This window comes from Fimbriimonadia bacterium, assembly GCA_039961735.1.
Classification (GTDB): domain Bacteria; phylum Armatimonadota; class Fimbriimonadia; order Fimbriimonadales; family JABRVX01; genus JABRVX01.
The window spans coordinates 69,533-95,282 of the sequence record JABRVX010000009.1; the positions used below are offsets into that span (position 1 = coordinate 69,533).

The 25,750-nt window shown below is 60.4% G+C and carries 21 protein-coding genes; 12 read left to right on the plus strand and 9 right to left on the minus strand.

Going from position 1 to position 25,750, the window contains the following annotated elements:
- The first annotated feature begins 10 nt into the window (after positions 1–10).
- The 8 genes from HRF45_03660 to HRF45_03695 are packed head-to-tail and all read left to right on the plus strand — an operon-like array spanning position 11 to position 8,286.
- The gene (locus HRF45_03660; protein ID MEP0765623.1) at positions 11–1,090 is read left to right on the plus strand and encodes an NADH-quinone oxidoreductase subunit D; all 1,080 of its coding nucleotides are present in this window, start codon (positions 11–13) and stop codon (positions 1,088–1,090) included.
- 29 nt (positions 1,091–1,119) lie between these two features.
- Entirely contained in the window at positions 1,120–2,118 is a 999-nt protein-coding gene (gene nuoH, locus HRF45_03665; protein ID MEP0765624.1) for an NADH-quinone oxidoreductase subunit NuoH, read from the plus strand.
- Positions 2,115–2,648 (plus strand): NADH-quinone oxidoreductase subunit I, encoded by a 534-nt coding sequence (locus HRF45_03670; GenBank protein ID MEP0765625.1) that lies wholly within the window; start codon positions 2,115–2,117, stop codon positions 2,646–2,648. The genes nuoH and HRF45_03670 overlap by 4 nt, the downstream gene beginning before the upstream one ends.
- Positions 2,648–3,232, plus strand: coding sequence for an NADH-quinone oxidoreductase subunit J (locus tag HRF45_03675; protein ID MEP0765626.1), 585 nt, complete (start codon positions 2,648–2,650; stop codon positions 3,230–3,232). Before HRF45_03670 ends, HRF45_03675 begins: the two co-directional genes overlap by 1 nt.
- Positions 3,180–3,494 carry an NADH-quinone oxidoreductase subunit NuoK gene (gene nuoK, locus HRF45_03680; protein ID MEP0765627.1) on the plus strand — a complete coding sequence of 105 codons (315 nt, stop codon included), beginning with the start codon at positions 3,180–3,182 and terminating at the stop codon, positions 3,492–3,494. Before HRF45_03675 ends, nuoK begins: the two co-directional genes overlap by 53 nt.
- A gap of 3 nt (positions 3,495–3,497) precedes the next feature.
- Positions 3,498–5,396 carry an NADH-quinone oxidoreductase subunit L gene (nuoL, locus tag HRF45_03685; GenBank protein ID MEP0765628.1) on the plus strand — a complete coding sequence of 633 codons (1,899 nt, stop codon included), beginning with the start codon at positions 3,498–3,500 and terminating at the stop codon, positions 5,394–5,396.
- On the plus strand, positions 5,396–6,865 hold the full coding sequence (locus HRF45_03690) for an NADH-quinone oxidoreductase subunit M (GenBank protein ID MEP0765629.1): 1,470 nt from the start codon (positions 5,396–5,398) through the stop codon (positions 6,863–6,865). The genes nuoL and HRF45_03690 overlap by 1 nt, the downstream gene beginning before the upstream one ends.
- A complete protein-coding gene (locus HRF45_03695; protein MEP0765630.1) occupies positions 6,862–8,286 on the plus strand; it encodes an NADH-quinone oxidoreductase subunit N in 1,425 nt (474 codons plus the stop codon). Before HRF45_03690 ends, HRF45_03695 begins: the two co-directional genes overlap by 4 nt.
- On the opposite strand, the gene HRF45_03700 is transcribed toward HRF45_03695, so the two are convergent.
- The 3 genes from HRF45_03700 to HRF45_03710 are packed head-to-tail and all read right to left on the minus strand — an operon-like array spanning position 8,283 to position 12,288.
- Positions 8,283–9,596, minus strand: a complete 1,314-nt coding sequence (locus tag HRF45_03700) for an HlyC/CorC family transporter (GenBank protein MEP0765631.1) — start codon at positions 9,594–9,596, stop codon at positions 8,283–8,285. The two genes, HRF45_03695 and HRF45_03700, sit on opposite strands and share 4 nt — an antisense overlap.
- A 57-nt stretch (positions 9,597–9,653) precedes the next feature.
- Positions 9,654–10,511, minus strand: coding sequence for a 2-oxoacid:ferredoxin oxidoreductase subunit beta (locus HRF45_03705; GenBank protein MEP0765632.1), 858 nt, complete (start codon positions 10,509–10,511; stop codon positions 9,654–9,656).
- On the minus strand, positions 10,504–12,288 hold the full coding sequence (locus HRF45_03710) for a 2-oxoacid:acceptor oxidoreductase subunit alpha (protein ID MEP0765633.1): 1,785 nt from the start codon (positions 12,286–12,288) through the stop codon (positions 10,504–10,506). The genes HRF45_03705 and HRF45_03710 overlap by 8 nt, the downstream gene beginning before the upstream one ends.
- Positions 12,289–12,542: 254 nt before the next feature.
- On the opposite strand from HRF45_03710, the gene HRF45_03715 reads away from it, so the two are divergent.
- From HRF45_03715 to HRF45_03725, 3 genes are all read left to right on the plus strand, one after another.
- Entirely contained in the window at positions 12,543–13,940 is a 1,398-nt protein-coding gene (locus HRF45_03715; protein MEP0765634.1) for an NAD-dependent malic enzyme, read from the plus strand.
- Positions 13,941–14,012: 72 nt separating this feature from the next.
- Positions 14,013–16,460: an alpha-galactosidase gene (locus HRF45_03720; GenBank protein MEP0765635.1), complete on the plus strand. Its 2,448-nt coding sequence runs from the start codon at positions 14,013–14,015 to the stop codon at positions 16,458–16,460.
- A gap of 178 nt (positions 16,461–16,638) precedes the next feature.
- Entirely contained in the window at positions 16,639–19,218 is a 2,580-nt protein-coding gene (locus HRF45_03725; GenBank protein ID MEP0765636.1) for a hypothetical protein, read from the plus strand.
- A gap of 12 nt (positions 19,219–19,230) precedes the next feature.
- Here HRF45_03725 and uvrC read toward each other — a convergent pair whose 3' ends face one another.
- Positions 19,231–21,051, minus strand: a complete 1,821-nt coding sequence (gene uvrC, locus HRF45_03730; GenBank protein MEP0765637.1) for an excinuclease ABC subunit UvrC — start codon at positions 21,049–21,051, stop codon at positions 19,231–19,233.
- A gap of 198 nt (positions 21,052–21,249) precedes the next feature.
- Between uvrC and HRF45_03735 the strand changes: the two genes are divergently transcribed.
- Positions 21,250–22,638, plus strand: a complete 1,389-nt coding sequence (locus HRF45_03735; GenBank protein ID MEP0765638.1) for an NAD-dependent malic enzyme — start codon at positions 21,250–21,252, stop codon at positions 22,636–22,638.
- A gap of 45 nt (positions 22,639–22,683) precedes the next feature.
- On the opposite strand, the gene HRF45_03740 is transcribed toward HRF45_03735, so the two are convergent.
- From HRF45_03740 to rpsP, 5 genes are all read right to left on the minus strand, one after another.
- Positions 22,684–23,187 (minus strand): hypothetical protein, encoded by a 504-nt coding sequence (locus HRF45_03740; protein MEP0765639.1) that lies wholly within the window; start codon positions 23,185–23,187, stop codon positions 22,684–22,686.
- A 145-nt stretch (positions 23,188–23,332) separates the two neighbouring features.
- Positions 23,333–24,454 carry a glycosyltransferase gene (locus HRF45_03745; GenBank protein MEP0765640.1) on the minus strand — a complete coding sequence of 374 codons (1,122 nt, stop codon included), beginning with the start codon at positions 24,452–24,454 and terminating at the stop codon, positions 23,333–23,335.
- Positions 24,455–24,970: a 16S rRNA processing protein RimM gene (rimM, locus tag HRF45_03750; protein ID MEP0765641.1), complete on the minus strand. Its 516-nt coding sequence runs from the start codon at positions 24,968–24,970 to the stop codon at positions 24,455–24,457.
- Positions 24,971–24,975: 5 nt separating this feature from the next.
- Positions 24,976–25,209: a KH domain-containing protein gene (locus tag HRF45_03755; protein MEP0765642.1), complete on the minus strand. Its 234-nt coding sequence runs from the start codon at positions 25,207–25,209 to the stop codon at positions 24,976–24,978.
- A gap of 25 nt (positions 25,210–25,234) precedes the next feature.
- Positions 25,235–25,738, minus strand: coding sequence for a 30S ribosomal protein S16 (rpsP, locus tag HRF45_03760; GenBank protein MEP0765643.1), 504 nt, complete (start codon positions 25,736–25,738; stop codon positions 25,235–25,237).
- Positions 25,739–25,750: the final 12 nt, after the last annotated feature.

Here is a 25,750-nt window from a genome sequence, read left to right on the forward strand (position 1 = left end):
CTCCGAGGGCATGGTAATCAACATGGGTCCGCAGCACCCCTCGACGCACGGGGTGCTGCGGCTCATACTTACGCTCGACGGCGAAGAGGTGATCGAGTGCGAGCCGGTGATTGGCTACCTACATCGTGGTCTGGAAAAGTTTGCAGAGCGCAGACCGTACGCTCACTTCATTCCCTTCACGGACAGGTTGGACTACCTCTCCGCCCTTTCGTGTAACCTTGCATGTGCGCAGGCCATCGAGCGCCTCGCAGGCATCGAAGTTCCCGAGCGAGCCAGCTACCTACGCGTGGCCTTGATGGAGCTCAACCGTATCGCCAGTCACCTGGTGTTCCTCGGCACTTTCGGAGCGGACATAGGCGCAACGACCGTGCTGCTGTATGCCTTCCGCGAACGCGAGCTGTGCCTGGAACTACTGGAGGCTATTACCGGCGCGCGGCTCACCTACAATTGGGTCCGAGTGGGAGGCCTGCCCGCGGACATGCCGGACGGTTGGGATGCCGGAGTACTGGAGTTCTGTGAGCACCTGATAAGGCGCCAGGAAGAGAACGAACGCCTGCTCTCGGATAACCCCATCTTCCGCTCACGCACCGAGGGATTGGGTGTGATCCCACCAGAGATGGCAATAGCCTATGGCTTGTCCGGGCCGACGCTCAGGGGCTCTGGCGTCGCGCATGACGTGCGCCGGTTCTGGCCCTACGAGGTGTATGACCAACTCGACTTCGAAGTGGTCACCGAGGATGTTGGTGACGTGTTCGCGCGGTATCGGGTTCGGCTCCGAGAGATCACCGAAAGCGTTCGAATCTTGCGACAGGTATTCGACCGAATGCCCGAAGGACCCATCCGATCGAAGACGCCGAAGGTGCTGAAGCCACCGGCCGGTGAAGCCTATTCGTTGGTAGAGAGCCCGAGGGGAGAGATCTCCTTCTATATGGTAAGTGACGGTTCGGCAAATCCCGTTCGCTGTCACATCCGAGCGCCTTCTTTCTGCAACCTGACCATCCTGCGCGATTTGGTGTTGGGGCAGAAGGTGGCTGATGTGGTGGCGATACTCGGCAGCCTGGACATCGTGCTCGGCGAGGTGGATCGTTGAAAGAGTGGTTGGCGTCCGTGTTGCAAGGAATGCCCTACGCGCAAGCGTTCGTGCACGGCGCGATCATCATCACATTCATCCAAGTCTCGGTCCTGCTACTCATCTACATGGAGCGAAAGGTGGCAGGTTTCATCCAGAGCCGTGTTGGACCTTTGCGAACCGGGCCCTACGGCTCGCTGCAGACGCTCGCCGATGCAATCAAGCTGATGGCCAAGGAGGACATCGTCCCCGCGGCAGCAGACCGCTTCTTGTTCCTCTTAGCCCCTTTCATAGTGCTGCTACCGACGTTCTTGGTGTTCAGTGTACTGCCGTTTGCCGAGAGCTGGTTGGTGCAAGAGTTCAGCGCAGCCCTCATCTTCATCGTTGGTGCCTCCACGATGGCAATCACTGGCATCATCATGGCAGGTTGGGGCACGAACAACAAGTACTCGCTGTTAGGTGGGATGCGATCTGCTGCCCAACTCATCAGCTACGAAATTCCGATAGTCCTCGCGCTGCTCTGTGTCACCTTCTACGCGGGTTCGATGAACACCGTAGAGATCGTGGCGGCACAGGCCGGTGTGCGATACTTGTTCGGAATCCCGCTGCCGAATTGGTTCATCCTACATCCGCCTCTCATGCTCGCCGCGCTCATCTACTACATCGGCCAGTTGGCCGAGACCAACCGCACTCCCTTCGACCTTCCGGAGGCGGAGTCCGAACTCGTGAGCGGCTTCCACACCGAGTACTCGGGGATGCGGTTCGCGTTCTTTTTCCTCGCGGAGTTCGCGAACACGTTCTTCGCTGCTGGTCTGGGTATCGTGCTATTCTTCGGCGGATGGGACGGTCTCGGTGGCAACTGGGGTGCGCTGTGGTTCCTAACCAAGAGCTACGTGGGGGTGTTTTTCCTGATGTGGATTCGGTGGACCCTGCCGAGAGTGCGCATTGACCAGTTGTTAGGCTTTGCGTGGAAAGTTTTAGTGCCGATGGGCCTGATCGCTGTTCTTTGGACCGCTGCGGCGGTGGTGTTCGGGGGGACGGCACGATGACCGCACTCACCTCGCTAATCGTCGGCTTCGTGAACATTCTGAAGGGCATGAGCGTAACGCTCGCCAACTTCGGTGCGCGCAAGGTCACCGTGCAGTACCCGCAGCAGCGACGAAGAGTCAGTCCTCGCTATCGCGGAATGTTCTATCTCAAATGGAATCCAGAGAAGGAACGTCTCAACTGCGTCGGCTGCACGCTGTGCGCTCAAGCGTGCCCGACGGACGTGATTACAATGCACAAGGTGGGGAAGGGAACTGATGCCGGAGTGGACGAGTTCACGATGGATCTGGGTCGGTGCATGTTCTGCGAACTCTGCGTGGAAGCATGTCCCTTCGATGCCATCTACATGGGGCAAGAGTACGAGTTCGCGACGTACCAGCGGGATCAGTGCGTGATGACGATCGACGCACTCGCACAGGGAGGCGACGCCAACGTACGACTGAACAAAGAGACGCTGCTGCGGCTCGAGCAGGAAGCCGAGAAGAAGCGCGCGGCACGGGCAGAAGGTCATGAAGCGGAGTCGAAGGACTGATGGAGATCGTGCTGTTTTACGGCATAGTGGGATTGGTGCTGGCTTCAGGAGCGGCAGTGGTCCTGCTGAAGAACCTGGTGCACGCGGGACTGTGGCTGATCGTATGCTTTCTAGGAGTTGCCTGTCTATTTCTAATGCTCCAGTCCGATCTGCTGTTCGCGATACAGCTAACCATCTATGCAGGCGCCATCCCCATTCTGCTGCTGTTCGTTCTGATGCTGACGCGAGAAGTGATGAGTGTCGAACAGCGGGCGCACTCGCGCATGTGGCCACTCGGCACGGGTACCGCGTTGGCATTCCTGGTCATCGCGTTGCCGAAAACCGAGGGCATGAGTACTAGCGCGGCATTGCCGCCGGTGCCGACCGACCTAACGGAGCAGATCGGTCGCGGCTTCCTCGGCGAGTACGTACTGCCGTTCGAGGTGGCATCGCTATTGCTGTTAGCAGCGCTGGTTGGCGCGATCTACCTGGCGCGTGCCGAGAAGGCCCCCGCTATGGCGAATCGCGACAAAACACCCACGGAGGAAAAGATTGGAAGGGATACCGCTTCAGCACTGGCTGATCGCAGCAACGTTGCTGTTTAGCATGGGATTGTTCGGCGTCATCGCGCGCCGCAACACCATCGCGCTGCTGATGTCCATCGAGTTGATGCTTGCTGCGGCGAACATCAACTTCTTGGCGTTCTGGCGCTATCGGTGGGTGGGCCGTATCGAAGCGCCGGTGTTCGTTACGATCATCATACTGGTAGCAGCGTGTGAGGTAGCCGTCGGTCTCGGCATCGTTCTCAGCATGTTTCGCCGGTTCCGGTCTGCCGACGTGGAAGACTTGAAGGAGATGCGGGGCTAGGGCATGAGAGAACTGGCGGGGCTCATCCCTCTACTACCGCTGGCTGGTGCGTTCGTGACGGCGTTGTTCTTCGTCACGCGGCGCGACAACGGAACGCTAGCAGCGATGCCGGTCCTGCTGACAACACTAACAAGTGTCGTGCTGTCATGCTTCACGCTTGGAGGCTTACTGCACGATGGACCGAGCGGAGAGATGCAGGCTTGGCTGGCGGTCGGTGACTTTCAGTTGACCGTAGGCTACACCATAGATGCCCTAAGCGTTACCATGGTGTTGGTAGTCACGTTCGTCGCCTTCCTGGTGCAAATGTTCTCCATAGGCTACATGCGTGGCGACGACGGGTTCGCACGGTACTTCACCTACATGGGTCTGTTCGCAGCCGCGATGCTTGGCCTCGTTCTCGCCGACAACCTGTGGCTCATCTACGTGTGCTGGGAACTGGTGGGCATCTGCTCCTACCTGCTGATCGGCTTCTGGTACCGCAATCCTGCCCCAGCGAACGCAGCGAAGAAGGCTTTTATCGTCACTCGCTTCGGCGACCTCGGCTTGCTCGGCAGTGTGATCTTGCTAGGCGGCGCTGCCGGCACCTTCGAACTAGGTGCGTTGCAGGAAAGAATCGCAGCGGGCCCTATCGGTGTGGGTTGGCTCGCGGGTGGAGATTTCCTTACCCTCTGCGCGTTGCTGCTGTTCTTCGGAGCGATGGGCAAGAGCGCGCAGTTCCCCCTACACGTGTGGCTTCCCGATGCAATGGAAGGTCCGACTCCGGTGTCCGCGCTCATCCACGCTGCGACTATGGTGGCAGCCGGGGTGTTCCTGGTAGCACGCACCTACTTCCTGTTCGCCGCCGCACCCGGTGCACTCGACGTGGTGGCATGGGTGGGTGTGATCACCGCAGTGATGGGGGCCACCATCGCTCTAGTTCAGTACGATATCAAGAGGGTGATGGCGTATTCCACCATCAGTCAGCTCGGGTACATGATGCTGGGGCTGGCGGTCGGCGGTGTCACGGTAGGCATCTTCCACCTGGGCACTCACGCGTTCTTCAAGGCGCTGCTGTTCCTCACAGCGGGCAGCGTGATCCACGCCTTGCACCACCGCCAGGACCTGCGGGAAATGGGTGGTCTGCATTCGAGAATGCGTATCACGTCGTTCACATGCTTGGTCGGTGCGCTCGCCCTCGCCGGCATTCCACCACTCTCCGGCTTCTGGAGCAAGGATGAGATCTTGGCGTCTGCTCTGCACGCCAGCACGTTGTTCTACGCGCTCGGGGCGGCAGTGGCAGCCCTAACCGCTTTCTATATGTTCCGGATGTGGTGCCTGGCATTCCTGGGCGAGCCGCGCACGCCTGCGGCAGAGCATGCCAGAGAGAGCCCGTGGGTGATGACGATTCCGCTGACGGTCCTGGCGCTCGTCGCGATCGTAGTTGGTGCGGTCAACCTGCCCTTCGGTGCGTGGGCACACGCACTCATGAGGTTTCTGGAGCCGGGCACGACCCCACATCCATTCAGCTCTTCTGCAGCGTTGCCCGCTTTGGCGCTGTCCCTGCTCGGATTGGTAGTCGGCGTCGTCCTCTATAGCCGTGCGCCGGCCAGGGACCCCGTCACCCGCTTGCCGAGCCCCGTGTACCAGTTTCTAGTGCGCAAGTGGTACGTGGACGACTTCTATGAGAGGGGAGTTGCGCGTGTAGCCGTCGCTTGGGGTGTGGCGGTGGCGTGGTTCGACAAGTACGTAGTAAACGGATTGGTGGACTTCACCGCGTGGTTGTGCGGTGTTGGCGGTGGATTGCTGAGACTTGCCACGAGCGGTCAGCCGCAGTTCTACGTCGCCGTGCTCGTCCTGTTCGCGGTGCTGTTGGCTGTGTGGTTTCGGTTCGGAGGAGGGGTCGTGTGGGTGAGGGCGTGGTAATGGACTTCCTGAATGCCCATCTGCTCTCCATCACGTTCTGGTCGCCCTTCGTAGCCTGCCTGATCCTGTTGATCGTGCCGCCGGAACGAAAGACGCTGTCGCGCATGATTGCACTCGTCGCCGCGCTCATTACCCTATGCACGGCAACCGCTCTGTGCCTGGGCTATGATGGAGCGCGTGGGGGTTTTCAGTTTGTCGAGAACTATGAGTGGCTGCCCGGCCTGCCCGTCCGCTACCTATTAGGCGTGGATGGGATTAGCCTATCGATGGTGCTACTTACCGCTATCATCATCACGGCGGGAGTCTTCGCCTCATGGACCCTGGAGAATCGCTCCAAGGAGTTCCTTACGCTGCTCATGTTCTTGGTCACGGGCGTGTTCGGCGTATTCGTATCGCTGGACCTGTTCTTCTTGTTCCTGTTCTACGAGATCGCGGTGCTGCCGATGTATCTGCTCATCGGTGTGTGGGGCACGGGGCCGAAGGAGTATTCGGCCATGAAGCTGACCCTATACCTCATGCTCGGCAGCGCGCTGATTCTGACCGGCATCCTGGTCTTGCAGTACCTTCATCCGTCGCAGTCTTTGGACCTATCAGAACTCTCGCGCGGGACGTCTATTGCCTTCGAGACGCAGAGGCTGCTGTTCCTCGCTTTCTACATCGGCTTCGGCGTGCTCGCCGGTATCTGGCCATTTCACACATGGTCGCCCGATGGCCACGCTTCTGCGCCGACTGCAGTCTCGATGCTGCATGCCGGCGTTCTGATGAAGTTGGGGGCATATGGTGTGTTGCGGATGTGTGTAGGTGTGTTGCCCGACGCCGCACGCGAGATGATGCCGCTCGTTGCGGTGATCGCTGCGATCAATATCGTGTACGGTGCTTTCTCGGCGATGGGGCAGAAGGACCTGAAGTACGTGATAGCCTATTCTAGCGTGAGCCACATGGGAGTGGTGATGTTGGGCATCGCCGCGATGAACGCCGTGAGCATCAACGGCGCCGTAATGCAGATGTTCTCACACGGCATCATGACGGGCTTGTTCTTCGCACTGGTCGGCTTGGTGTACGAAAAGACCCATATCCGCGACATCACGCAAATGGGTGGATTAGCTCGTCAGATGCCGGGAATCGCTATTGCCTTCGTAGTGGGCGGCCTCGCCTCGTTCGGCCTGCCTCTAACAAGCGGTTTCATCGCCGAGTACCTGGTGTTCTTCGGGTCCTTCCAGACCTTCCCGTTCGTTACCGCAGTAGCGCTGACAGGCATCGTGATCACCGCGGCATACGTGTTGCGCGTAGTGCAAAAGGTGTTTCTCGGTCCAATGCCGGACCGATGGCGAGGAACCCCCGACGCGAGCCGCACGGAATGGGTGGCACTGTCATCCCTTGCCGCGCTCCTGATTATCGTAGGTGTGGTGCCCGGACCGCTCACGGAGCTGATCAACACCGGCATTCGGAATCTGGGAGTGCAACTGTGATACCGATTCAGGTTTGGACGCCCATCCTTCCCCATCTGGTAGTTACTGGCTTCGCGCTCCTGGTTCTCATCCTTAGGGCAGCGCGTGGGCGCGATGGCGGGCCGGACGCCTTTGCCGCATGGCTTGCCACCGCTGGATGCCTCGTGGGCATCGTGTGCTTGGCCGCCATTCCCAGCTCCGAGCAGTCCCTCGTGTGGATGGACGACTATGCCCGCTTCTTCAGCGCGGTCTTCCTCATCGCCGCTGGCGTCGTCTGTCTCGCGTCAGTGCAGCACGGATTCTCGGGGGAGTTTCATTGCCTGCTGCTGCTCTCGGCGGTAGGAATGATGTTCATGGTGTCGGCATCCAGCTTGCTCATGCTGTTCTTGGGCCTGGAGCTTTCGACGATATGCTTGTTCGTGTTGGCAGGTTTCCGCCGCGCAGACCGCAAGTCGTGCGAGGCAGCCGTGAAGTTTCTAACCGTAGGTGCGACCGCTTCCGCACTGTTCATATTCGGCGCGAGCTGGCTGTATGGAGCGGCCGGATCGACGGACTTTGCCGCTTTGCGTGCGCTCTTTTCCGACCAAGTTCCAAGCTACTCTTGGCTCGGTGTCGTATTCGTCCTGGCGGGATTCGGATTCAAGATATCGGCGGCCCCGTTCCACCTCTGGGCGCCGGACGTCTACGAGGGCTCGTCTTCCATGGTAGTAGCGTTCCTGTCCACGGCGTCGAAGGCGGCGGCGCTGGTTGCGCTCGTACGAGTGCTACTCGTGGCGCTAGGGCTCGCGACGTCGGGTTGGTTGCCTATCATCTCGGTGCTTGCCGTGCTGACCATCGTCCTCGGCAACCTCGTCGCAATCGTGCAGACCAATGTGAAGCGGTTGCTCGCCTATTCCGGTGTGGCACAGGTCGGCTTCCTGCTGATCGCCGTTGCGGCAACGGCGGCTCCGGCAGCGCGCTCAGTGGCTGGCATGGCATTGGCCCTCTACCTGCTGCTGTACGTATTCGCAAACGCAGGTGCGTTCCTCTGTGTTCATGCGGTTGGGGAAACCAGCGGCACACACCAACTGAGTAGCTATGACGGACTGAGCAGGCGGAATGCCCCGCTGGCATTTGCGCTCCTAATCTTCCTGCTCTCTCTCGCCGGAGTCCCGCCGCTGGCAGGGTTCGTAGGGAAGTGGTACCTCTTCACGGCCGGAGTGCAAGGCGGCCTTTGGTGGTTGGTGCTGCTCGGCGCCGTTGCTAGTACCGTGTCGCTGTACTACTACCTAATCATCGCAAAGAGGATGTATATCCACGACCCCGTGCAGGGAGCACCTTCTATCAGCGTTTCGCGTGCTCTTGCAGTCTCGATCGGAGTGTGTGTTGCCTTCACTGCCATCATCGGTCTCTATCCGGCCCCGTGGATCGAGTTGGCACAGCTGATAGGACGGACTCTCTAGTCCAACGGAGTGGTGCCATCCGGCAGTCGTGTCACGAGAAGCTTGTCCACACGCACACCGTCCATATCTACCACTTCTATTCGAAGGCCTGCGACCTCGAAGTGGGCTCCGGTGCTCGGCGCACCCGCCAGCGCCCTCCTCGCTAGACCCCCCAGTGTCTGAAGGTCCTTCTCCCCTAGCGCCTGTCTGTCCAAGCCGACTCGCTCGCTGAACTCCTCCAGCGGCATCAGGCCGTCCACCAGCCATGAGCCGTCTTCGCGTTGCTGAAACCAATCCGACGGGTCTGTCACCGAGGGCAGTTCGCCAACCATTGCCTCCAGGATGTCGTTGAGTGTGATCAGTCCCTCGACGCTCCCGAACTCGTCGAGCACCAGCGCGAGACCAGCCCTGCTTCCCCGAAAGTTTTCCAGCAGGCGGAGAACCGTGATGTTCTCCGGGACGTACAGCGCTTCATCGGCCATAGCGCGAAGGTCTGGGTGCTCTCCACGCACTCTCGCTCCATACAGGTCGCGGATGCCTACGATCCCGATAGTCTTATCCAAACTACCTTCGCAGACCGGGAAGAAGGAGTGTGGTGTGTCTGCGATCTTCTTGTCATTGATATCCCACGCCGCGAGCGCATCGAGCCAGACAATGTCCGGTCGCCGCGTCATCAGTCTCGCGGCCTTCGTCTCGTCGAGACGAGCCGCCCGTTGCAGTATCTCGCTCTCGATTGGTTGTAGAGCGCCAGACTCCGCACCTTCCTGCAGCGCCAGGCGCACGTCCTCCTCGGTGACTAGGTGTGTGTCGGTGGGCCGGAGTCGCAACACGGCAAGCACGCCGCGGCTGCTCACCGATAGCAGCCACACCAGTGGAGCCGAGAGCCAGGAAATGAGAAGCATCGGTCCCGCAACCGCCTTGGCGACACCCTCAGGCGCGCGAAGGGCGATCTGTTTGGGGACGAGTTCTCCAAAGATCAGCGAGAAGTACGTTATGATCACTACCACGATGGCGATGGCCACGGCATCCGCTCGTCCGTGCAGCCAATCCATTCCTCGGAAGTACTCTGCTAGCTTCCCCGCGACCGTCGCGCCGGCGAACGCACCCGCCAGCACACCGACCAGGGTGATACCGACCTGTACGGTCGAGAGAAAACGCTCTGGTTGTTCCGACAAGCGCAGAGCTGCGAGGGCGCTACGGTCTCCCATCTCCGCCCGAGCACGCAGCCTGCTTTTCCGCGCGGCAACGAGCGCTAGCTCCGACATGGCGAAGATGCCGTTCAGAAGAATCAGTACCCCGATGATACTTAGCTCGGCAGCGATGGAAGACACCTGCAGAGAGTATTTTGCACCAGCCGGCAACTCTCCCGCTGATCGGAGCAGAGCGTGCTAGACAAACCGGTTGAACAGGTCGTCTAACGTGTCGCCTCGTGCTAGACCGTGCTCCGCCCGCTTCACCAATACCTCTTCGAACGTAGGTTTCCTTACCTGCAGTAGAAGCCCCAAGTAGATGGGATTGGTAGATGCGGCTCGCTCGAAGGCTTGGACGCGGTCCGAGACGTCGTGGTCCTCGGGAAGCGGCGCCACCTTCTCCTTGTACGCGTCGAACGTGTCCTGCTTATTGAATGTCACGCACGGGCTGATCACGTCTATCCACGAAAAGCCTTTGTGCTCGATGGCCGCAGCAATCAGTTCTGCAAGGTCGTTCGGCTTGCCAGAGAACCCGCGTGCGATGAAGGTGGCACCGTACGTGATGGCCATTTCCAATGGGTTGATGGGATTCTCGATGCTTCCTTCTGGCGACGACTTCGTGACGAAGTGTAGGGAACTCGTTGGCGAGACCTGGCCCTTGGTCAGGCCGTATATGCTGTTATTCATCACGATATAGGTGATGTCCGGGTTGCGGCGGCAAGCGTGAGGTAGGTGGCCCGCACCGATCGAGTATGCATCGCCGTCGCCGCCTACCGCCACAACGCACAGGTCAGGACGAGCGGCCTTGATCCCGGTTGCAGTGGGCAGCGTGCGCCCGTGAACGCCATGAAGCCCATAGGAGGCGATGAACAGCGGCAGCCTGCTGGAACAGCCGATTCCCGACACCATCACCAGCTTCGCGGGGTCCAGGTTCAGCTTGACATACGCCTTGACCACCGAGCTCACGACGCCGTGATCGCCGCAGCCTGGGCACCATATGGGCTTCAGTTCGGCTCGGTAGTCGCTCGTAGACCTCGCGGCAACCGTGTCAGACATGCGCAGCCTCCTCCCTGTAAACGGTGCGGATGTACTCCAGCGCAGTTGCCGGCTCGATAGGCATGCCGGTGTCCCTAGTGAATGACTTCACTGACAAGCCGCATTGCGCCCGTACCATGTTGGCGAGCTGCCCGCTCCAGTTCATTTCGATGGCGAGCAGCTGGTCCACTCTTTCTGCAAACCGCTGGATCTGCACGAACGGCAGCGGATGCACCATCTTCGGCGCGCACACCGCAACCTTGATCCCCAGCTCCCGCGCGCTTTCCAGTGCCTCGCGAACGGGTGCAACGCACGAGCCCCACGCTATTACTCCCACGTCTGCGTGCCCCTCCTCTCCGAATGTGTACACGAACTCGTCCGCATGGTGCTCGAGAAGGTGACTGAGCTTCCGGAATCGCTTGGCGGTCATCAGCGTGGTCGCTTCGGGGGAATAGGCGGGGTCGCCGTGTTCGTTGTGCTCCAAGCCGGTGGCGGTGTACTGGAGCCCGGGGGTGCCCGGCCGCGGCATGGGCGAGATGCCGTCCGGCGTGTTCTCGTATCGCCGGAACACGTGCCCGCTCTCCGCCTGGCTTCCATCCGAGCCGAGCCATCCGTCCGGGACAACTTTTCGCTCCCACCGAGGAATCCGGTCGGGGTCGAAGCGAGGCACCGAAACCTTCGATGCGGACAGTGCTTGCTCCGACAGAATGATCACCGGCACCTGGTAGCGCTCCGAGATGTTGAACGCCTCTATGGTCGTGTAGAAGCAGTCCTCGACGCTGATTGGCGCGAGCACTACTCGGGGCGACTCGTTGTGCACACCGAATGCAGCGAGGTTCAGGTCACCCTGTGAGGTCTTGGTCGGCATGCCCGTGCTAGGACCGCCGCGCTGCACGTCCACGATCACTACCGGGATCTCGGCCATTCCCGCCAAGTTGATCTGCTCTACCATAAGGGACAGCCCGGGGCCCGAGGTGGCGGTCATCGCTTTGTGCCCAGCGTAGGAGGCTCCGATGCACATCCCTAGAGCGGCGATCTCGTCCTCCGCTTGGATCATGTGGCCGCCGAATCGCGGAAGCTCCACGGCCAGCGTCTCCATGATCTCGGATGCGGGCGTGATCGGATAACCTGCGTAGAGGTGCATTCCCGATGCGATGCCTGCGAGCGCCACAGCCTCGTTGCCAGTTACCAGCATCGCGTCCACCGGGTCGCCGACGGGCAATGGCTCGATCTCGCTGGCTGACTGCTCCTTGATCTTGTCGCGGCCCGCCCGGAAAGCGCGGAGGTTCAGGTCAACTACCTCTGCACCCTTGCGCTCGAACTGAGAGCTGACGAAGGCTTCGGCAAGGTCCGCCGGCCCGCCCAACGCGGTCCAGATGGAGCCGAAGCACACTACGTTCTTGGCGAGCCGGAACCCGATCTCCTTGGTGGCGATGTGGGTGAACGGAACCGGCATCAGGTGAACGCCGGGTGTCTCGTCTATATGCACGGTATCCACGTCGTACACCAGAATGGAGCCTGGCGCCATGCCGGACTTGTAGCGGTCGTACCCTTCTTGGTTGAGGGCGACCATGATGTCGGCTTGGTCTCCGGGGGTCAAGGGGGAGTCGCGATCGATGCGAAGCTTGAACAGCACCGTGCCACCGCGAATCTCTGCGGGGAAGGTCCGGTAGCTGAACACCTGATAGCCGATCCGCGTGCACGCCCGTGTGATCATTTCCCCGAGGCTTACGATGCCCTCGCCCGATTCGCCCGCAATCCACACGGACAGCTTGACCTGCCGGTCCGACTTAGCCATTTTACCGGTTAACCTCAGATGAACTCATCTTCCTGCGCGCGAGGCGATGCTCCAGCCTATACCATTCCATTATGCAACGGCTAAAACCCCTTCGCTACTCTAAATGCCGATTCCTGCCCAGCAGGGTAGGTTGGTGCTAGGCTGGCGACCGGTCGAATGATACCCGTTGCACTTGAGTGATATTTCACAAAGGCCCCAAATGCCCTCGACGCCCTTGCGCGATAATACACAATGTTAGTGGAGCGTGTTGTCCAATGCCTGCTTGCTCGCCATCCTTCAGCCTCACGGTTCGATTGCGCATCCCGAACGTGCCCGGCATGTTTGCCCGTATCGCAGAGGCCATCGGCGGATCGGGAGCGGCTCTGGGCTCTATTGACTTGGTTTCCGCCAACCACACCCACAAGGTGCGGGATGTAGACATCCTGGCATCGAGCGAGGAACACCAGTATCAGATTTTGGAAGCCATCGCAGGAGTTGGGGGTGTCGAAGTGCTCGAGGTGCACGACCGAACCACCCAAGTGCACGTTGGCGGCAAGTTGGAAGAGCATCCCCGGTATGCCTGCAAGACCTACGACGACCTTTCCATGCTCTACACGCCCGGCGTCGCTCGAATATGCAAGATGATCAAGGACAACTCCGCGTTGGCACGGCGATACACCATTCGCGGCAACACCGTGGCCATCGTCACCGACGGAAGCGCGGTTCTCGGCCTGGGCAACATCGGTCCGATTAGTGCTCTGCCCGTCATGGAAGGCAAGGCCGTCCTGTTCAAGCAGTTTGCAAACGTGGATGCCTTCCCGATCTGCTTGGACACGCAAGACGTCAACGAGATTGTCGAGACGGTCGAGCGCATCGCACCGGTTTTCGGAGGCATCAATTTAGAGGACATCTCCGGGCCGCGATGCTTCGACGTGGAGGAGCGCCTGGCCGAGCGACTGGACATCCCGGTGTTTCACGATGACCAGCACGGAACTGCGGTTGTCGTCGTTGCGGCTCTGATCAACGCGCTGAAGCTGCTCCGCAGCAGGGCCGAGGACCTTCGCGTGGTGGTGGCCGGCGCGGGTGCTGCCGGGACGGCCGTGAGCGCGCTGCTCCTCGAAGTGGGCGTTCGTGACCTGACCGTTGTGGACGTGACCGGAATCCTTCACCCCGACGACATGCAGGGAGCGCACCCGAAGCGTAGATGGCTGGCCCAAGTCACGAACCCGCGACGGCTTCGAGGAAGCTTGGAGGATGCCGTTCGAGGTGCAAATATGTTCGTCGGTGTTGCCGCCCCGAACATTCTGTCGCTCGATGCCTTGCGCACCATGGCCCCTGATCCCATCATCTTCGCGATGGCCAACCCCGACCCCGAGATTCTGCCAGAACTCGCTCAGCAGTATGCCGCTATTGTCGCGACGGGCCGTTCCGACTATCCAAATCAGATCAACAACGTCTTGTGCTTCCCGGGTTTCTTCCGCGGCCTGCTCGATTGCGGAGCGCAGCGCGTGACCCTGAAAATGAAGCTAGCTGCTGCACACGCGATCGCCTCCGTAGTCTCGGATGAGCAGCTCTCGGAGGACTTCATCGTGCCAAGCGTCTTCAATCCGATGGTGGCAGAGGCTGTGGCTAATGCTGTCTCGGCCAACTGCGGGTCCTACAGGAGATTGTAAGCCACGCAGCTGTTGCAGTCGCAGGGTCTTGACACCCGGGCCGTTCGCCTGTATTATGTTGGGATGCGGTTGATGCTCCGAGCGGCACTCATGCTTGCGGCAGTGTTCTCCGGTATTGGCGCGTTGGCCGAAAACCCCTGTCCGTTCTTCGAGGGTGACTTTGCACAAGTCTCGGTCGGCCCCGAGGGTTTCGTTCTCGAGAACGACATCTACCGCCGGGTGATCTCGCCAGAGATGCGCACAGTGTCACTGCAATACCAGGGCACGGAATTGCTGGCTTCTGCGACCGGCGAAGGAGAGGTTGTCCTCGCGAGTGGTGAGACGATCGAGGCGGCAGGCAGCACGGTTCTTGGCTCCGACGTGTCCGAGGCACGCGATTCGCTCGTTTTGAGGGTCCACTTGGAGCGCAACGGGCTCCGCTTCACACTGTGCTACAGGGTTTTTCGCGGCGATCGCCCGTGGCTCGCAAAGTGGTTCGAGTTTGCGGAGCCAACCGATGTATACAAGGTGCAACTGGACGACTTGCGCTTTCGCCCCGAGTTCGACCGCCAGGTGTACGGGGACTGGGGCGATAACGGCATCGTCGTCGGCGGGTCGGGTTACGCGTTCGGGATCCAAGTCAACGAGGGTATGCCCCTCGCGAGCTGCACCCGCTATTCGCTGGGCATCCGCTCGAGTCTGAAGGTGCAGGCGCAGGTGACGGAGACAGAGCCCTCGGTGCTCGCAATATGCCGTGGCAGCCGATTCACAGCGGCGTTCGCTCTGCAACTCTATTGGGGCGCCTACCTGTCCCACGCAAGAATGTCCAATAGGCCTATCGTGTTCAACACATGGTACGGCTACAAGTGGTGGCTGACTGAACAAGATTGTCTACGTGCGCTCGACAAGGTGGCCGATCTCGGTTGCGATATTTTCGTCGTAGACGACGGTTGGCAGAAGAAGTACGGGGACTGGGTGGCGACCCGTGATCGGTTCCCGGGCGGTCTCGAAGCACTAGGTGCCGCGTGTCGTGCTAATGGAATGGATTTCGGCTTCTGGATGGCACCGGCCCTGACTGCTCAGGATGCTCAAAGTTATCAGTTCAGTAACCTGGTGCTGCACCCTAATCAGACCCCCTACGCTCCTGGAGCAGGGTCCTTCCACGTCAACTGCTTCGCGAGTGCGTGGAAGGAACACATCACGGCACGCATCGTGGACGAGGTCCGCGCTTCCGGCGCGACGTTCATGAAACTCGATTTCACGCTGTTCGTAGAAGGATGCTACGCGCCGAACCACGGCCACACGCCCGGGGAGGCCACGGCTGCTCAGACGATGGCATGGAAGGACTTCATCGCAGCCGTCCGAGCCGAGGTTCCGGACTTCCACATCTACAGAACCGGAACGCGCGCGGAGCGGACGTCCTACAACGACTTTGGGTGGTACTCCGATTGGCTCCTAGCATCGTTGTACGATCCGCGCCGCTACGAGAGTAGATGGTGGTATCGGAACGCCGATTCCACGCGGTATGCCGCCTACTACTCGGGTTTGCTGACTCCCAACTGGTGCCGTACAGGTACTTCGCCGATATCCATCCCATTCTGCGCCGACTCCCTCGGTGCCCTCGAGTACAACCTCACGTCGGTGTGTGCGTTGTTCTGCAACTTCGAACTCTCGAACATGGTGGAGTATATGACTTCAGAAGAGGAGTCGCTCGTTCGAAAGTGGATCGCCTGGTTCCGGGCAAACACCGACTACCTGGCGTATGCCCAGTTCGACACGGCCACCCCTCGCCCTTACGACCCCTGGAATGAGAGCCTTCATGGATCCGAGTGGGTGGATGGCGTGTACCACCTGAGACCCAAGCTGCGTGGCCGCTACGGTTACCTGTGTTTCTGGAATCCTAGCGAGACCTCGAAGGTCGTCTCGGTGGATATCCTACCAAGCGAGTACTTCCTGCCCGAGGACATAAACACGGCTTGGTTCCATGCGATGAAAGGCGGCTGGCAAGCACAGAATGATTCGGATCGTGTGAGGTGTCAGTTCGAGATGCCACCGCTTAGCTGGGAGATTATCGGTTTGATAGATCCTAGCGACCCCGAGTATCGCGACTTCGTGACCCTGCGCGGGCGAGTGGAGTTCAGCAATCGTTCAGAGCTGGCGCCTCCCGTGCCGATGATTACACTACGGATCGCCTCTGCAGCGGGAGTGATGTATCGTGAGGCTAGGCTGAACGAGGATGGGGAGTTCGATGTGTTCGTGGAACTGCCGCGTGGTGAATATACGGTGTCTGCGAAGCCGACTCACTACCTCCGAAGCACATGCCGACTAGTTAATGACGGACTCGTCGGGGGATCGGCCGACCTCTCGCTAGTGAATGGCGATACGAACGGCGACAATGCAGTCGATATGCAGGACCTGAACTCGGTTCTGCTACACTTCGACCAGGCAGACGACATGTCCGACCTGGATGACGATGGCCAAGTGGGGGTTCCAGACTTGGCGATCGTTCTAGTGTCGTTTGCACGATTCGGTGATCCCTAGTCTGGGCCACCAGGTTGCGGCGTAGGTTGGGGACGGCACGAGGGAATGTTGTGTTGGCGTTGTGAGGCTTTGCGGCACAGTGGATAGGTATAAGCAGGACGGGCCCGCGTATCATGGCGGTCTGAATTCGACGCTATCTACGAGATACCGCATGCGACTTGAGATCAGGTGATATCCGATGGCGACTCTGCATCCCGTGCCAGCTTTGAGCAAGAACACATATCTGGAAAAGCTGCGCTACATAGCCGACTTTATGTCGGGTCAGTACTTGCCCGATAAGCCGTGGTGGTACGGAAACTCGCCGGACTACCCTTACGTGATGCCTGTAGGCACCATTCAGACCACCGATATCGCTGCACAGATGATCATTGCGATTTCGGTCCTGAAGCAGCATGGTATGGCCAGCCCGACGCTTATCGCGCAGGCAGAGGCGGCCGTGCAACAGATGATCTGGGTAGCTTATCAGCCTTCTGGGAAGTACGTGGACCGCATCATGGACGGCACCTTCGGTGGCACTCATGGTGCTACCTACTGCTGGACATGCGAAGCGCTGTCGAGGGCATACTTCACCTTCGACAACGTGGATAAGGACCGAATTCGTCAGGTGTTGGGGAACCTCTGGATGCATGAGCCCAACAGCTGGATGCCGAGAGAGCGCGAGCAAGCGATGAAGTGGGGTTTCATCCCAAAGTACTACTCGCATCTCGTCGGCACTCCGGGAATGCCTTCGAGGATGCAAGCACACCTCGACACTTACTGTGAAGTCGAAATGGCTCCGGGGGCGAGCTACTTCGACGGCTGGGAATATCACTATGGAAGATGGAGCCCTCAAACGTTTCACACATCGAACCTCGCCTACTACGCCATTCAGGCCGTAGCCGGAATACGCCATCTGGATAGGTGGATTTCGGAGGGCTTGCTGACCGTCACCCCGGAGCAGTTGGAGAAAATCCGAAACGGTGCTGCACACATCCTCGCATCCTTCTCGATGGCTGGGAATCTGGTAGACGTCGGTCAGTACATCACATCGCTCGACGGCGGCCTGGCATATCGCTCCACTCAAGGTGTACGAAACCGCGCTGATGCAATGGCGACGATTGCGGTCAACCCGTCTCTGCACTGGTGGCCCGAGCTACCTAACTACTGCCGGTACCTGTGCGACCGCTGGCTGGAGCACCTAGGCGCACTGGATGGCGAGCTGCTCGGAGCAGGCGGCGCCCAACACCCTTGGCCAGGCGTGCCACCTGTCTGTGAGCACGGTGGACTGATGTACTCGTCCGGGGTTCCGTCCTATATCCAAGGACCGAATAGTGCCACGCATACAGTCTCCGAGATGGCTATGGCGCTTGCCACGATCATAGATCTCGGTTCGGCCTTCTTCAACATTCAACCGAAGCATGTGGACGTATCGTTCCGCTACAACCATGGCACCAAGGCATCGGTGGTGGTGACCCCCTCCTACGCAGCCGTGTTCCCATTCGGCAGTCTGCCTGCACAACAGAACTGGCCAGGGAATCGGGGTCCAGTACCATGTAACATCATAGATGCGAAGGGCGGAATGATCGGGCCTACCACTGCATACGGTGGAATGGTGATGCATGCCGACAACGCAGCCAAAATGTTTGCCGCAGGCTACTCGAACGCTGCCGGCACCTCCTTCTGGTCCTCGCGCGGTGGCACCACGGGCGCCGACTCGTACCGCATCACTGATGCCAGTGGCGTAATCGACTCGTTCGACTACAATCCGCCTCCCCTCGACTTGGTGCAGCACCTCAGGACGCAGTGGACCGGAATGGCCATCGTCAGTTCGCGAACTACCCTCAAAACCGCCGATGCCTCCGTGGCAGCGCCTTACGACGTGGAGGAGACGTGGACCTGCTATCGCGACTTCCTTCACCGCAACGTGCGATGGCGCCTGACGGGCCAGCTCGAGACTGCGGCCACCCCGTACCTTTACTTTGCGGCGGCGCTTAGGCCGGGCAGAATCATCGCAATGTTCCATGACGGCCCAGAGACGCTGTGGGATGGCACCACACCGCGCCAGCAACTACAATCCGGCCACAGCATCGCGACTTTGTCGCATATTCTTTTCAAGCGTGACAGCAGGGGTGGAACAGACTGGAACCACGGATACGTCGCAGTACCCCTCTCATCCAGCTTCACGCTCCCGACCACACAGAACAGCGTGCAGGGTAGGCGACCGGCTGAGTGGAACCATCCCATCAACCGTTGGTCGGAGTGTGGCGTTCGAGTTGTGTACGGCCAATCGGTGCCTCTGCCCGACGCTTCGGAAGCCGATTGGCTACTGATCCCTTTGCATCCTTCGGACGGCGATTTCGATTCGACGGCCGTGCGTGCGGCGCTGTTCGCACGCACATGGTGGTTGGAGGGACGCAACTCCCACGCCTTCCGAATGTTCTTCCCTAACGGTGACAGCTGGGGCGCCACGCACGCATACGTGCAGGGTGACCAGGACTGCGTGCTCGCCTTGCCGGCCACCGGTCACTGCATGCTGTGGATCTCTGCAGGGCGCTCCTATCGTCTGATGACATCGGAAGACACGGTTGTCTCACTGTCCATCGCAGGGATGGATGGTGCTGCCGTGCGCGTACTCGGCTTGGGCCCGGTTCGGGTGCTCATGCTGCGGGAAGGGCGGGCATTCGTCGGTACGTTCGCACTGCAGGGCAGTACGATGTACGAGTTCGTCTTGCAGAAGGTGAGCGGGATCCAGACGTCGCCGCCCGTGCAGGATATCTAGCTGCCTTACTGGTCACACCTCTTGGAGGTACTCCTTAATCCTACGGGCCATGCTTTCGGTCATCGTAGGCACTGCAGCTAGCGCCTGAATCGAGGCATCGCGTATCGCCGCGACCGATCCGAACGTGCGAAGCAACAGTCGCCGCCGACGCGGCCCCACACCCGGGATCTCCTCCAGGACCGAACCCACCGCCCGCTTGGCGCGTAGCTTGCGATGGTAGCTAAGAGCGAAGCGGTGTGCCTCGTCTCTGAGGCGTCGCAACAGCATGAGACCTCGGGAATTGGCAGGCAGTGCAAGCGGCTCGGGGTTATCGGGTCGGAAGATCAGTTCCTGTCGTTTGGCTAGGCCTACTGCAGGCACCGATAGCTCTACCTCCGACATCGCTTGCAGCGCGGCGTTCAGTTGTCCTTTGCCGCCGTCTATCACCATGAGGTCGGGAAGTTTCGTGAACTTCTCGTCACCCTCAGCGGCGGCCCGGAGCCTGCGCAGAATCACCTCTCGCATCATCGCGAAGTCATCGGGACTCTCCGGGTTGAAGCGGATGCGAAACCTCCGATACTCGTCTTTCGCCGCCTCCCCGTTCTCCATCACTACCATGCTGCCCACTGGGGCTGTGCCTTGGATGTTCGAGATGTCGTAACACTCGATGCGCATGGGCAGCGTCTCCAAACCTAATACCTCCTGCAACTCCGTCAGCGCCTGATCCACCCAAGCCTCTCGCTGCTCCAGATCGCTGCGGAATTCTGTCAATGCGAGCTCGGCATTGTTCGCTGCCATCTCCACGAGCTCGAGCTTCTTTCCCCCACGAGGCACGTTCACCGTCACCGTGGTACCGCTCTTCTGGCGAAGCCACTGCTGAACGATGTTTCGCTCCTCGATCTCCACTGGCAGTAGCACCTCGCGCGGCACTTCTGCGGCGTCGGCATAGAATTGCTTCACGAATTGCTGCACGGCAAGTTCCGGGCTGTCGTCAGGACCCGCATCCAAGAAGAAGCTGCGCTGGCCTACCAGCTTGCCGGAACGTACGTAGAACATCTGCACGCACGCCCCTCGCTCATCCTTTACGAGTGCTATGACGTCTTGGTCGCTATCCGGATCACCGAGCACCTTCTGCCGCTGCATCACGGCCTCGATGCTCGCTAGCTTGTCGCGAAGGGCGGCGGCACGCTCGAACTCCATGGCTTCGGCGGCGTCTTCCATCTCTCGGCGGACGCGCTGGGCCAGCTCCTCTTGTTTGCCTTCCAAAAACAGGACAACGTTGCGTATCACCTCGCGGTACTGACGCCGATCCGAAAGCCCGGCGCACGGCCCCAGACACTGCCCGAGGTGGTAGTAGAGGCAAGGTCTTTGCTCCCTCTTGTTCGTCCACACCTTCTGGCAAGGTATTAGCGGGAACAGCTTGTGCAACAACCGCACCGTGTCCCTCACGGCAAACGCGCTGGAGAACGGACCAAAGTACCGCGTGCCCCCTTTCTTACGCAACCTGGTGAACATAACACGAGGGAACGGCTCGCCTAGCGTTACGGCGATGTAGGGATATGATTTGTCGTCCCGCAGACGCACGTTGAACGGCGGCCGATAGCGCTTAATCAGGTTGCACTCTAACACCAGCGCCTCTAGCTCCGTGTCGGTTACGAAGGTCTCCAGGTCGGCGACCCGTGACACGAGGCGTGCCACTTTGAGCGAGTGCTTGGCCGACTTCTGGAAGTAGGAGCGGACTCGAGAGCGCAGAGATACCGCCTTGCCGACATAGAGCACGTCGCCGTCCGCGCCGCGAAAGAGATAACAGCCCGGCTCCTTGGGCAGGGACTTCAACTTAGCGGCTAGATCCATACCCCCCTCGTAGGCCATTCAGTAGGGCGAGTATGTGGTTCTAGGCTGCGCCGAAGATTGCACGAACACTTGTGCAGAGTTTCGCCCACTGTCCCAGAAAGACCAGGCCATGGGCGAATCTTGTGACGCCGAGCGCGGACTTGCGTGCAATCTGCCAGCCGTTTGGGCCACAATCGGACCCGAGGAGTGACAGCGAGAATGATCACCACAGGTTCACCGTCCTATAGTTTAACCCTTCGGATACGACTTCCGAACCGCCCGGGGTCGTTCGCGTTGGTGGCGGAGGCCATTGGGTCTACCGGCGCCATGCTCGGTTCGATTGACCTCGTATCCGCCGACCGCAACAACAAGGTTCGCGACGTGGTGGTTCTCGCGAGCAGTGAGGAACACGAGCAGAGAGTCGTCACGGCGGTGAAGGCAGTGCCTGGCGTGAAGGTGCTGCACGTCCACGACCGCACCACCCAGGTGCACATCGGCGGCAAGCTGGAAATCCAGTCGAAGCGCCCCCTTCGCAACTACGACGACCTCTCCATGGTGTACACCCCTGGCGTGGCGCGCATCTGCAAAATGACCGAGAAGGACCCCGCTGCGATGCGACAGCTCACGATCAAAGGAAACTCAGTCGCCGTGGTCAGCGACGGCACCGCGGTCTTGGGACTCGGCGACATCGGCCCATGTGGCGCGATGCCGGTTATGGAAGGCAAGGCAGTGCTGTTCAAGGAGTTCGGCAATGTGGACGCCTACCCCATCTGCCTCGCTACCAAGGACGTGGACGAGATTGTGAGGACGGTGGTGAACATCTCGCCCGGATTCGGCGGCATCAACCTCGAGGACATCTCTGCACCGCGTTGCTTCGATGTGGAAGACAGGCTGATCAGAGAGTGCGACATCCCGATCTTCCACGATGATCAGCATGGAACCGCCGTAGTGGTTCTCGCGGCGCTCCTAAACGCCCTCAAGGTGGTGGGCAAGACCATCTCCGAACTGCGGATCGCGGTTGCCGGAGCGGGCGCATCGGGCACGGCCGTGACGTCGCTGCTCATAGACGCCGGAGTGAAAGACATCGTGTGCGTGGGGCGTACGGGCATCCTGCATCCCGACGAAGTGAAGGACGCCCACCCGAAGCGAAAGTGGCTCGCCGAGGTGACCAACCCGAGGCGCATCAAGGGGAGTCTCGCCGATGCAGTTCGTGGCGCCAACATGTTTATCGGGTTGGCACAAGCGGGGCTCCTCTCCGTGGACATGCTGAAGACGATGGCGCCGGAGCCGATCATCTTCGCCATGTCGAACCCCGTACCGGAGATCATGCCCGAAGAGGCTGCTCCCTATGCCCGTATCATCGCCACCGGAAGGTCCGACTATCCGAATCAGATCAACAACGTGCTGTGCTTCCCGGGGTTCTTCCGAGGAATGCTGGACTGCGGTGCGCGAAAGGTGACGACCGAGATGAAACTCGCGGCAGCACACGCGATCGCCAGTAGCATTCCAGAGGACCACCTATCGGAGGAACTGATCATCCCGAGCGTGTTCAATAAGCACGTGGCCCGCGACGTGGCGAAGGCGGTAGCCTCCGTCGCCTGCGGGTAGCGATCACTGCCTGACACGCAGGACCACTATGCCGAACACAACTCGCTACCGACGGCGGAACAGCGAGGGAGCAGCCAGCGCTAGCAGCGGTAGCACTAACATCGGCGACGGTTCCGGAACCAGCGTCGAGAGCCACAGGTTGTACCGATAGCTGCCACCCACGTTCTCCTTGTACAACCACAGCACATCGCCCAGCTCGTTCGTCGCCCATGCCTCGGGGAAGGGGGCGTTCGGAATGCCCGCGTCCACCGACAGGTTGAGCGAGCCGACGAACAAGCCGCTCTGCAGACTGCCATACCCGTACCACAACGGCGACTCCCCTGCAAAGCCGAGGGCATACGCGAACCTACCGCTGCCGAGCAGTTCCACCTCGTGAGGCTCGGAACCGAATACGCGCGCCGAGAGGTTCTCCTGACCTCGGAAGATGTTGAGGCGGCCTTGGGTCGTGGCACCGGCACCTTCCCATGCGTACGCCCCACTTCGGTTGACTGCGACCTCGCCTACCCCGCGGTTCGCACCCAGCAGGTCCTCACCGTCATAGGCGCCCAACTGCGCCTCGTGGCTCCGGCGTCCCGCCGGAGAGGGCCTGGGTCCCCGCCTTCGCGGGGACGACACGGTGCTGCGGCGTCCCGCCGGACACAATCATCGCCTAGACGGCGAAACCACGCTGGGTGATTGCCTGGCACCCACCGCCCTACTGCTGGCAGAGGTACCGTGTGATAGTGCTGGCCCGCTCCGACCAAGAGTTGGCTACCGCTGCTGCCCGTCGGTCGGCTTCTCGTTCTGGGTGGGCAAGCTCGTCCTCGAGCGCTTCGACGAACTGCGAGGCGTCCGCAGCCACCCGGACTAGAGGTCCGGCGGCATCGGCGAACGGTAGTGGGGTCGTTACCACCCCCTTGCCTGCCGCGAGATACTCATACAGCTTGAGGGGTGACACCCCTTCCGTGTAAGCGTTGATCGCATAGGGGATGATCCCGACGTCCATAGCTGCCACATACGCTGGCAGGATGTCGTAGGACCGAAAGCCCAGATAGTGCAGATTCGGCGCAGTGGGCAGCGCAGCTTCGGCGGTATCGTCGCACACTCCCACCTTGCCTACCAGCACGAAGCTCCACTGCGGCCGCATTCGCGCCATCTCCGCCAGCAGCCCAAAGTCCAACTTATACGCATCCACCGCACCAGAGAAGCCGATGATAGGTCGCGGCAGGCCGGCCATTTCCTCCGGCACGGCGAGGTCCGTGCGGGCGAAGTGTTCGTAGTCCACTCCGTTCGGCACGAGTAGGTGTTTCGGATTCAGGTGCTTGCGCTGTTCCAGCAGCTTCGGGTTGCTAGGGAACACGGCGATCGCTTCCCGACAAAGCCTCTCATCCTCACGCCTGCAACCCTCCGGGTCCGCAGCGTAGAACGGCATCGTCGGATAGTCGTCGATGACGCGATAAACGAATGACAGTTCCGGGAATACAGCTCGAAAACGTGCCTCGTTCGGGCTGAAGATCATCAGGTGTGTAGGCGCATCCCCCCACAGCCGCCCAGCGCAATCCAACACGGCTCGCCTCATAATCCGCCGCTCCATACCCGCTGTTAGCGCGAGGCGAGCGGGTAGGGAAGGGATGTAGGTCATCACCGCCATGTTTTCTCTCGGCGAGCGTGTAGCGGTGCGTCCCCACTGCCAGGGTTGCAGTGTGCGGCTGTTCTGCCTATCGTGAACTTCGACCATCAGAACCCGATGCCCGATAGCGGCGAGAGCTCGCGGTAGCAGGACTGGGTTGGTAGGTATGGCCGGGTCCGCGTTGCCGACGAAGGTGATGAAGTTCATCTACCGTTCATCATCGTCCAGCAGTCCTGGGATGGGGTGAATCACGATTCGGCCCCCTTCCAGATCAATCTGGGTGACCACGTGCTTCACGACAGGGATCAGAATGCCTGCGACCTCGTACACGTCGTTGGCAGCGTTGTGGTGGATGTGTTCGAGACTCCCTAACAGCCTGCCGTCGTCCGTCCACACGGGTAGCCCGATCAGGTCGTCATCGTAGTACACGCCGGGTGGCAGATCGGCACGTTCCGAGTCGGGAAGGAACAACTCCATTCCACGCAAGGGCTCGACGTCCTCCACCCGATCCACTCCCTGGAACTTCACCAGCACGCGCCCCTTATGCCATCGCACCCTGTCCACACGCATCTCGTGGGCGGTAGACGGATGTCGCCCGACCCAACAGCGCAGACCCTTCTCGTAACGCTCGGGTAAGTCGGTTAGGCACTCGACCTTGGCCTCGCCCCGCAAACCGAAAGGGGCCACTATCTGGCCGATCACGAACCACCCAGTTCGCGCCACCGCTCCTATCCCGTGTCGAACTTGATGTGCACCTGCAGGTGCTGCTTCTGTGCCGCGGCACCTACGATGGTTCGGATTGCATCGGCTACGCGTCCCCGACGGCCTATGATCTTGCCCACGTCGTCGGGTGCAACTTGCACTACGTACTCCAAGGAGTCACCGCGACGGGATTCTCGAATGCTGGCCTGCTCCGGCAGGTCCACAACCCGATGCACAAGGGTTTCCACCAGCTTTTTCATGGGTTCATCCCCTCTTCGCTATGCCTCAGGACTGCTGCTCGGCGTCGCCCTCTACCGTTGCGGCAGGCTCGTCGCTGGTTGCTTCGGCAACTTGCGCTTCCGGCTCCGCGGGGGTCTCGGGCGAGGGCTCCTCGGCATGAGCCTCTGCGACCGGTTCCTCAGGTGCCACCTCCGCAGCGACTTCTTCCACAACGGGCTCGGGTTCCGGCGCGGGTCCGGCGGCAGGTGTTGCAAACGGCACGCTCTTGGGCTTGGGAGTGTACTCCTTGCCCTTCGCCTTCATGAAATCCGCCCAGACACCGGCTTCCTCCAACAGATACTTCGCGGTGTCCGTCGGTTGCGCTCCGACCGACAGCCAGTGCAACGCTCTTTCATGAACGATGCGGATCGTCGCCGGCTCGGTCAGCGGGTCATAGGTGCCGATGACTTCCTTGCTGCGTCCGCCGCGAGCGCGCTTGCTGTCCGTAACCACGACCCGATAGAAGGGGCGCTTCTTCGCCCCGATCCTGCTCAATCGAATACGAACCATGCTTCTCTGTCA

Coding starts and splice junctions, on each gene's coding strand:
- HRF45_03660 (MEP0765623.1), top strand. CDS start 11: ATGGTAATCAACATGGGTCCGCAGCACCCCTCGACGCACGGGGTGCTG.
- nuoH (MEP0765624.1), top strand. CDS start 1,120: ATGCCCTACGCGCAAGCGTTCGTGCACGGCGCGATCATCATCACATTC.
- HRF45_03670 (MEP0765625.1), top strand. CDS start 2,115: ATGACCGCACTCACCTCGCTAATCGTCGGCTTCGTGAACATTCTGAAG.
- HRF45_03675 (MEP0765626.1), top strand. CDS start 2,648: ATGGAGATCGTGCTGTTTTACGGCATAGTGGGATTGGTGCTGGCTTCA.
- nuoL (MEP0765628.1), top strand. CDS start 3,498: ATGAGAGAACTGGCGGGGCTCATCCCTCTACTACCGCTGGCTGGTGCG.
- HRF45_03690 (MEP0765629.1), top strand. CDS start 5,396: ATGGACTTCCTGAATGCCCATCTGCTCTCCATCACGTTCTGGTCGCCC.
- HRF45_03705 (MEP0765632.1), bottom strand. CDS start 10,511: ATGTCTGACACGGTTGCCGCGAGGTCTACGAGCGACTACCGAGCCGAA.
- HRF45_03710 (MEP0765633.1), bottom strand. CDS start 12,288: ATGGCTAAGTCGGACCGGCAGGTCAAGCTGTCCGTGTGGATTGCGGGC.
- HRF45_03715 (MEP0765634.1), top strand. CDS start 12,543: ATGCCTGCTTGCTCGCCATCCTTCAGCCTCACGGTTCGATTGCGCATC.
- HRF45_03720 (MEP0765635.1), top strand. CDS start 14,013: ATGCTCCGAGCGGCACTCATGCTTGCGGCAGTGTTCTCCGGTATTGGC.
- HRF45_03725 (MEP0765636.1), top strand. CDS start 16,639: ATGGCGACTCTGCATCCCGTGCCAGCTTTGAGCAAGAACACATATCTG.
- uvrC (MEP0765637.1), bottom strand. CDS start 21,051: ATGGATCTAGCCGCTAAGTTGAAGTCCCTGCCCAAGGAGCCGGGCTGT.
- HRF45_03735 (MEP0765638.1), top strand. CDS start 21,250: ATGATCACCACAGGTTCACCGTCCTATAGTTTAACCCTTCGGATACGA.
- HRF45_03745 (MEP0765640.1), bottom strand. CDS start 24,454: ATGAACTTCATCACCTTCGTCGGCAACGCGGACCCGGCCATACCTACC.
- HRF45_03755 (MEP0765642.1), bottom strand. CDS start 25,209: ATGAAAAAGCTGGTGGAAACCCTTGTGCATCGGGTTGTGGACCTGCCG.
- rpsP (MEP0765643.1), bottom strand. CDS start 25,738: ATGGTTCGTATTCGATTGAGCAGGATCGGGGCGAAGAAGCGCCCCTTC.